General features: G+C 41.8%; 7 protein-coding genes. 2 read left to right on the top strand and 5 right to left on the bottom strand.

What is annotated here, in order from left to right; translation table 11 throughout:
• The 3 genes from AABI99_RS17110 to AABI99_RS17100 form a co-directional block, all read right to left on the bottom strand.
• The coding region (locus tag AABI99_RS17110) for a tetratricopeptide repeat protein (RefSeq protein ID WP_338367336.1) at window positions 1-560 on the bottom strand (560 nt) is incomplete at its 3' end.
• 87 nt (window positions 561-647) lie between these two features.
• Window positions 648-3,227, bottom strand: coding sequence for a TonB-dependent receptor (locus tag AABI99_RS17105; protein ID WP_338367335.1), 2,580 nt, complete (start codon window positions 3,225-3,227; stop codon window positions 648-650).
• A gap of 325 nt (window positions 3,228-3,552) precedes the next feature.
• Complete coding sequence (locus tag AABI99_RS17100) at window positions 3,553-3,720, bottom strand: oxidoreductase-like domain-containing protein (protein ID WP_338367333.1); 168 nt, start codon at window positions 3,718-3,720, stop codon at window positions 3,553-3,555.
• Window positions 3,721-3,824: 104 nt separating this feature from the next.
• On the opposite strand from AABI99_RS17100, the gene AABI99_RS17095 reads away from it, so the two are divergent.
• Complete coding sequence (locus AABI99_RS17095) at window positions 3,825-4,247, top strand: hypothetical protein (RefSeq protein WP_338367331.1); 423 nt, start codon at window positions 3,825-3,827, stop codon at window positions 4,245-4,247.
• An 82-nt stretch (window positions 4,248-4,329) separates the two neighbouring features.
• Window positions 4,330-5,691, top strand: coding sequence for a leucyl aminopeptidase family protein (locus tag AABI99_RS17090; RefSeq protein ID WP_338367329.1), 1,362 nt, complete (start codon window positions 4,330-4,332; stop codon window positions 5,689-5,691).
• A 17-nt stretch (window positions 5,692-5,708) separates the two neighbouring features.
• On the opposite strand, the gene AABI99_RS17085 is transcribed toward AABI99_RS17090, so the two are convergent.
• Both AABI99_RS17085 and AABI99_RS17080 read right to left on the bottom strand, forming a co-directional pair.
• A complete protein-coding gene (locus AABI99_RS17085) occupies window positions 5,709-6,095 on the bottom strand; it encodes a VOC family protein (RefSeq protein ID WP_338367327.1) in 387 nt (128 codons plus the stop codon).
• A gap of 70 nt (window positions 6,096-6,165) precedes the next feature.
• Complete coding sequence (locus AABI99_RS17080; protein ID WP_338367325.1) at window positions 6,166-7,245, bottom strand: ketoacyl-ACP synthase III; 1,080 nt, start codon at window positions 7,243-7,245, stop codon at window positions 6,166-6,168.
• Between the last annotated feature and the right edge of the window lie 65 nt (window positions 7,246-7,310).

The raw sequence follows: 7,310 nt of genomic DNA, 5'->3' as shown, positions 1-7,310 counted from the left end.
TCTAGTTTGTCGTAGCTTTTACCTAACGCGTAGTAACACACCATTTTTAAGCGCACGTTATTGGTTTGCGTTAAAAAGTGGTGTAGGTTACTGACATAATTATGTTCTTTATTAAAGCGACCCAGTTGTACTAGTTCAAACAAGATATAGGCTGTTACCGGGTAGAGCCCCATGCTAAGCGCATGAGCAAACGTGGTGTGTGCTTTGTCTAATTCGCCGTAGGTTAAATAATGCTGAGCCAAATAGTAATGAGGCTCTGGGTTATGACTTGCTATGCTTTTAGCGTATTCGAGTACTTTAAGCGCATCATTAGGGGAGTGTACGCCATTAAAGGCATCGGCAAGCGCGTGTAAAGGCTCCAGCATATGAGGCAAACGTTCGCATGCTTTTTGTAATAAGTATACTGCTGCATCATAGCGCTCTAACCTAAGTGCTATTCGCCCTAAGCCAAATAAAGCTTCACCGCTTTGCGGGTTACTATTTAAGATAGTTTTAAAATGAAACTCGGCTTCTTTGAGTTTATTTTGCTGTAATAATTGATTGGCTTTTTTAATTAGCATGACGCGGCATTGTTGTTTTTTTAATTAATATAAAATAAAAAAGGCGAAATGTCTTACCATTTCGCCTTGGTTTATCATGAAAAAAGATTAGAAAGTATAGGTTGCTTTCGCGTAGTAGAAGCCACCGTTAATACCGTATGGAGACGTTTCGTAGTATTGCCCGCCCCAGTTATTGTTAGGAATACCGGTACGGTCTTCAAAATCAAGTTTTTCAGCGTCTTGGTCAAAGATGTTTTGTGCTCCTACCGAGAAACTAATCGACTCATTTAAGAAGTACGTGATTTCAGCGTCAATAGTTACTGCTGCGTCAGCTGTTTTTGCTGTGGCATCGTAATCTACGTGAACACCTTGGTACTCGCCGTAGTAGTTAGCACGAGTAAACATTGAGAAAGATTCCCATTGTTGTGCCCAAGTAAGTGTTGCACGGTGATTTGGTAAGTCTTCTTCTAAACGCTTAACTTTAAACTCACCAGTAATGTCACTGAACTTGGTTACTTCAGTTTCATTCCAGTTGTATGCAAGGCTAAATGTAGAGCTTCCGCCTAGCATGTCAGCTGTGTAGTTAGCTACTAAGTCAATACCTTGCGTTGTAGTATCAAAGTCATTCGTGAAAAAGCTTACTTGCGCATAGCTTTGTGCATTAGGTACACCTGCTGCTTCTAACGTGTCTTTATCAGCTTGGCTTAATACGATTTTTTCTGATTGGCTGATGCGATCTTCTACGTCAATGTTGTAGTAATCAAGCGTTAAGAATAAATCACCAATAGTGTAAACAGCACCTAATGTGTAACTTTGTGATTCTTCAGGTGTTAGCTCGGTACCACCTAGCTGTACCGCAATTGGGTTTGTAGGTGGTAATAATGCAGAATCTTGTAGTACACCGTTACTTAAGTTGGTTTGAACGTTACTTACGTTAGCTTGACCAACAGTAGGGGCGCGGAAACCTGTACTTACAGAGCCACGAATATTCAAGTCTTCTGTAAGGTGGTACTGTGCCATTACTTTGTAGTTTGTTGTTGAACCAAAGCTGTCGTAATCTTCAAAACGTACCGCAAGGCCCATTAAAAACTCTTCTGTAAATGGTGCTTCTACATCAACATAGGCTGCGTAGTTACGGCGTGTGTATTCGCCAGCATCAGAAGGTTTAAAGCCAGGGAAGCCATTTGAGCCAATGCCAAAGCCTTGCTCAGTTAAAGGCCCTGCTGTAAATGACGCTTCATCACCAGAAATAACAGTAAATGTTTCTTCATGCCATTCCAAGCCACCGGCAATATTCACATCATACGCTAGGTCAAAATCAAAGCCTTTAGAAAGGTCAAAGTTAAAGTTTTTCTCTAGTTGCTCATATTTACCCGGGCTAAAATCACGCGGGCTGTCAGCTCCTAACGAGGCATTAACCGTATCGTAAATAAAGTAACGAGATTCGTTTAAACCAACTGTACCGCTTAAATCGTAAAACGCGCCTTTAAAGAAACCACCCGTGAACATACCCTTTGTACCAATGGTTAACGAGGTGTCGGTAATGTTGCCACCAAAGTTAGGGGTAAAACCGCCAGGGATCACTTCGTTAAATGCAAAACAATCAGGGTTGTTAGCAACTCCGCTAATGTAGTCTGGGTTATCAAGCACGTTATCGTCAATCGCGATAGTAGGACAGTTAGCGCTCATATCTTCTGTTAAATCGGCAACAAGCAGCGTTTCACCGCCGTCATTTGAGTAAACACCTGGGCGAGTATGCGGGTTACGGTAGTAAAAGCCACCACGTACATCACGCTCAGAGTAGTTACCAAACATATAAAATTCAGAGTCATTTGTTAGCTCTAAACCGACATTACCAAAAATTGAAATATCGTCATCAACCTCTGGCGCGCCCCACACTTGGGCTAGAGATGAAACTTCTGGTACGCCTGCTGCGGCGAGCCCTGCGGCATCAGGTCGTTGTACTGAGCGGCTTGTTGCGTCCGCTGTTTTGTATTGAAAGCTTAAGTTAGCAAAACCATTGTCGGTAAACGGTAAGCCTACATTACCCGAAATCTGTGTTGTATCACCATCGCCTTCGTAATATTGGCCTTGACGAACCTCAAGCTTACCCCCTTCAGAGGCATCTTTCAGCTGAAAGTTCATAACACCTGCGATTGCATCAGAGCCATATTGTGCTGCTGCGCCATCGCGTAGTACTTCTACTTGCTTAAGAGCAATACTTGGGATTACTGAAATATCAGCACCTTGTGCACCATCGTTAATACCACCACCCAAAAATGCAATAACTGAAGCACGGTGACGGCGTTTACCATTTAAAAGAATTAACGTGCTATCTGAGGGCAGACCACGTAAGTTAGCTGGGCGTACAAGTGATGCAGCATCACTAATTGGGTTTTGATGAACATTAAAAGAAGGAACAGAGCCTTTAAGTAGCTCTAGCATGTCTGTGTTACCAGACTTTTCAAGTTCTTCACCACCAATAATATCAATAGGAACTGGTGAATCACCAATAGAGCGTGGCGCTGAGCGCGTACCCACTACGGCTATTTTTTCTACGTTTTTGTTAACTTTCGTTTCACTTTCCTCTGCTGCAATAACAGAGCCAGACATAAACAAACCAGCTGTGGTTGTTGTGGCTAAGGCAAACTTAACTGCCTGATTTAGCGCATTGCTTTTAAGTTTCATTCTAATTTTCCCCAGTTAGAATATATTTTGTACGTAATGCCGTTATTAACATTACTTATTTTTGATTGCGGACGTATTCACATGGGTATAAAAAGTCAACCTACTCGACTTCGCAAAGCTAAAAGCCCACCTCATGTGAAGTCCTATGTACAGCCTATACATAAAAAACTTTCAGGGCAATTATTAATTAACGCTTTAATAACAAAAAGTTTAAAACAAAATAAATTTGCAATAATGGTGCAGTATTTAACTAATTTGAACTAATAAAGTGCGGTTTTGGCGGTTTGCGGAAGATTTAATGCGCTTTACTGATGTGTAAATGTTATCAGTTTGTTTCTTTTGTGGGTTTTTTGAGTGTGCTTTGAGCCTGCCACTGGCGGTATTTTTCTCTGTATTCATCCCACACGCACGGGCAGCAGCTACCTCCGCCACAGCATTCATCAGGTTTTGGCTTTTGGGGTTTGTCGTGCGCTATTACGTGTTTGTTTGGCATTATAAGGAGCTTGTAAGCACTAATTTAGTGCAAAAGGGTAAAGTATGCGGCGTAATAAGTAAATTATTCTTGTGTAAAACCGCCTATGTGTGAAAATACAGACTATGCGATTATATAAAGTGATTCACCGTGCGCCTTGGCGGGTTGTTAAAATTAGTAAAAAGCGTCAACAACTTCGCTTTCGTCGTGCAATGGTGGCGCTTAAAATTGCACTTGCCCAAGAAAAACAAGAAACCATCGAAATGCTCACTATCTACAGGCGCTACACGCAAGGGCAAACAAGCAAAGAGGAGCTTAAGCGAGCTAATGAACAGTTTGTTGATATTTTAAAAGGGCTTGGCTTAGGTGTATTTGCTGTATTACCGTTTGCCCCTATTACTATTCCCTTGGTTGTGAAGCTTGGAAGATTAGTGGGTGTAGATGTGTTGCCAAGCTCATTTAGCCTTAATAAGCCTGTTAAAGAACTCGATGCTGAAATAGTTAAAGAGGATTTAAAACAACACACTAAATCACCAAATAAAGATTAAACAAGGCTAAAATTAGCTATACCTTTTAGCCAATCTTATTGATATGCTTTGAAGTACCATTTTTTATTATATGAGCTTTTCAATGAGTGCATTACTTCGTCATACTTCTTCTGGTATTCCTTTATCTTTTATTCTTAAAAACGAGTTAACTGAATGGCAATCTCAACAACCGGCTTTTATCCAAACATGGTTAACAAATAGCGGCTTTGAAAAGCAAGGTTTAGCACTTGTGCCCGACGCTAAAACAGGTGAGCTAAGTCATGTTTACTGTTTATTACAAAGCAAAGACGATTTTTGGGCTGCAGGTGAGCTTGCCAATAAGTTACCGCTAGGTACCTATCAAATTCAAGGCGATGATGCCTTTACAGAGCAAGTCGCACTTGGATTTGTGTTAGGCGGCTATGAATTTAGTGAATATAAAGAAAAACCAACGGCTAAAGCACAATTAGCCATTGGCGACGAAGCTTTGTATCAACGTATTAAGCAACAAGCTGATGCTATTTATTTAGCGCGTGATTTAGTAAACACTCCCGCGGTAGATATGATGCCACAACATTTATCGCAAGTGATGGAAGATTTAGCCAATAACTACAATGGTGAGTTTACCCAGTGGGTTGGCGATGAGCTACTTGAGCAAAACTACCCAACAATCCACATGGTAGGGCGTGCCAGCGAAAACAAACCACGCTTACTTGATTTAAAATGGGGCAATGAAAACGCACCACTTATTACTTTAGTTGGTAAAGGGGTATGTTTTGACTCAGGCGGGCTTGATTTAAAACCAAGCTCTGGCATGCGCAACATGAAAAAAGACATGGGCGGAGCAGCACATGTTATTGCTTTAGCGCAGCTCATTATGGCGGCTAACTTACCAATAAGGCTGCGTGTTTTAGTGCCTGCGGTTGAAAACGCGGTATCGCGAAATGCGTTTCGCCCAGGTGATGTAATTAAAACGCGTAAAGGCATTATGGTTGAAATCGATAATACCGATGCAGAAGGGCGTTTAGTATTGTGTGATGCGCTTAGCGAAGCACAAAACGATAACCCTGAACTAATTATTGACTTTGCGACCCTAACCGGTGCTTGCCGTGTTGCTTTAGGGACTGAGCTACCGGGCTTTTTCTCAACTGAGCGCGATGTAGCAAATGGTATTATTGATGCTGGTATAAATGTGAGCGACCCAGTGTGGCAATTGCCTTTATTTGATCAGTACAAAAGCTTTTTAAAGAGCGATGTAGCTGATATGGCAAACTGTGCCAGCACACCATTTGGTGGTGCAATTACCGCAGCGCTTTATTTAAAAGAGTTTGTAGAGCCAAGCACATCTTGGGTACATTTTGATGTAATGGCGTGGAATTTACGTGCTTTACCTGGGCGTCCAACCGGCGGTGAAGCGTTAGGAATTCGTGCAGTATTTAATTACCTGCAAAGCCGCTTTAAATAAACCTTGTTATACGAGGGTTATACCTCGTATAACTCAAGCGGTAAGTTATCTGGATCGGCAAAAAAGGTGAATTTTTTGCAGGTTATTTCATCCACTCTTATCTCTTCCACTGTTATATTTTGTGACTCTAAATACAGCTTTGCTTGGGCAACGTTTTTAACTTTAAATGCTAAATGCCTTAAGCCTTGCGCTTCTGGGTAGCTTGCCCTTACAGGTGCGCCATCAAACGAAAACAGTTCTATTTGGCTGCCATCAGGCATGGCTAAATCTAATTTATACGAATTACGCGCAGCTCTAAAATGCTCGTTAATCACTTTAAGTTTAAGTACGTTACTATAAAAGTGCTTAGAGCGGGCATAGTCACTGCAAATAATTGCAGCATGATGAATACCTAATAGTTCCATGTAGTTAGCTCTTTTTAAAAACAAAAACGCACTAAAAAGTGCGTTTAATTTTTATATTTTTTAACAATGCTTAGTTTGGCTCAGCGTCTTTACAGGCTTTAACTGCGGGGGCGACAAGCTCAAGGCCAGTTAGCTCACATGGTGGCAAAGTTGCATCACTTACTTTAATCGGCGTTACACGCTCGCCCCATTTTATGTAGCTTGCGGCCCATGTTAAACCGGCACCAAACGCTGCCGACATAATATTTGAATGCGGCTTAATTAACCCTTGCTCTACGGCTTCACATAATGCAATAGCAATCGTAGCGGCTGAGGTATTACCGTAGTCAGCAATATTTACCATTACTTTTTCATCCGACACTTTTAAACGCTGTTGAATTGCTTGAATAATACGTAAATTAGCTTGGTGTGGTACTAACACGTTAATGTCATCAAGGCTTAGGTTAGCTTGCGTTAATACATCATCACACGCTTCGCTCATACCTTTAACGGCACGTTTAAAAATTTCACGGCCTTCAAATAGCAAGTCAGATGGGCCTATAGGCTCATATTTATTTAGATCGCTACCAAAATTGGTAATATGTAAAATGTCTCTGTCTTCGCTGTCGCAGCCGGTTTTAGTACCTAGCAGGCCTGCAGGTGTGTCTGCGGCTTCGAGTACTACTGCACCTGCGCCATCACCAAATAATACTGCACTGTCGCGACGTGCCCAGTTTACATACCAAGTCATGCGCTCAGCAGCAATAACCACGGCTTTTTTAATCATACCCGCCTGAATTTGAGCGGTAGCTGCCTGAAGAGCATATAAAAAACCAGAACACGCAGCATTGGTATCCATAGCTGCAGCGCCGGTCGCACCAATATTTTTTTGCACCATAGAGGCGGTATTGGCCACTACAGTAGAAGGGGTACACGTTGCTAAAATAACTAAATCGATATCTTTTGCGTCAATCCCTGCACAATCGATGGCGTGCTTTGCGGCAACGGTTGCAAGTTCTGCGGTGCTAACATGGCTAACCCTACGAGATTTAATACCCGTACGTGTGGTGATCCACTCATCGTTGGTATCAACTATTTCGCTAATTTCATCGTTGCTAATGCTTGCTGGTGGAATACATTTACCCCAACCAGTAATATGTGCGTAGGCCATAGTGTGTTCTCTTAAAAGGTGGTCTGACGTGTTTTGCTAATGGGTGAGTTATATCAAAAATTGCC

This window comes from uncultured Pseudoalteromonas sp. (genome assembly GCF_963922945.1).
In the GTDB taxonomy this organism is placed as follows: Bacteria; Pseudomonadota; Gammaproteobacteria; order Enterobacterales; family Alteromonadaceae; genus Pseudoalteromonas.
Note: the sequence above shows the minus strand (reverse complement) of the source record. Positions and strands in the feature narration are given on the sequence as shown.

Bases quoted from the DNA above. Each gene is read 5' to 3' on its own strand.
- AABI99_RS17105 (WP_338367335.1), bottom strand. From the start codon at position 3,227: ATGAAACTTAAAAGCAATGCGCTAAATCAGGCAGTTAAGTTTGCCTTA.
- AABI99_RS17100 (WP_338367333.1), bottom strand. From the start codon at position 3,720: ATGCCAAACAAACACGTAATAGCGCACGACAAACCCCAAAAGCCAAAA.
- AABI99_RS17095 (WP_338367331.1), top strand. From the start codon at position 3,825: ATGCGATTATATAAAGTGATTCACCGTGCGCCTTGGCGGGTTGTTAAA.
- AABI99_RS17090 (WP_338367329.1), top strand. From the start codon at position 4,330: ATGAGTGCATTACTTCGTCATACTTCTTCTGGTATTCCTTTATCTTTT.
- AABI99_RS17085 (WP_338367327.1), bottom strand. From the start codon at position 6,095: ATGGAACTATTAGGTATTCATCATGCTGCAATTATTTGCAGTGACTAT.
- AABI99_RS17080 (WP_338367325.1), bottom strand. From the start codon at position 7,245: ATGGCCTACGCACATATTACTGGTTGGGGTAAATGTATTCCACCAGCA.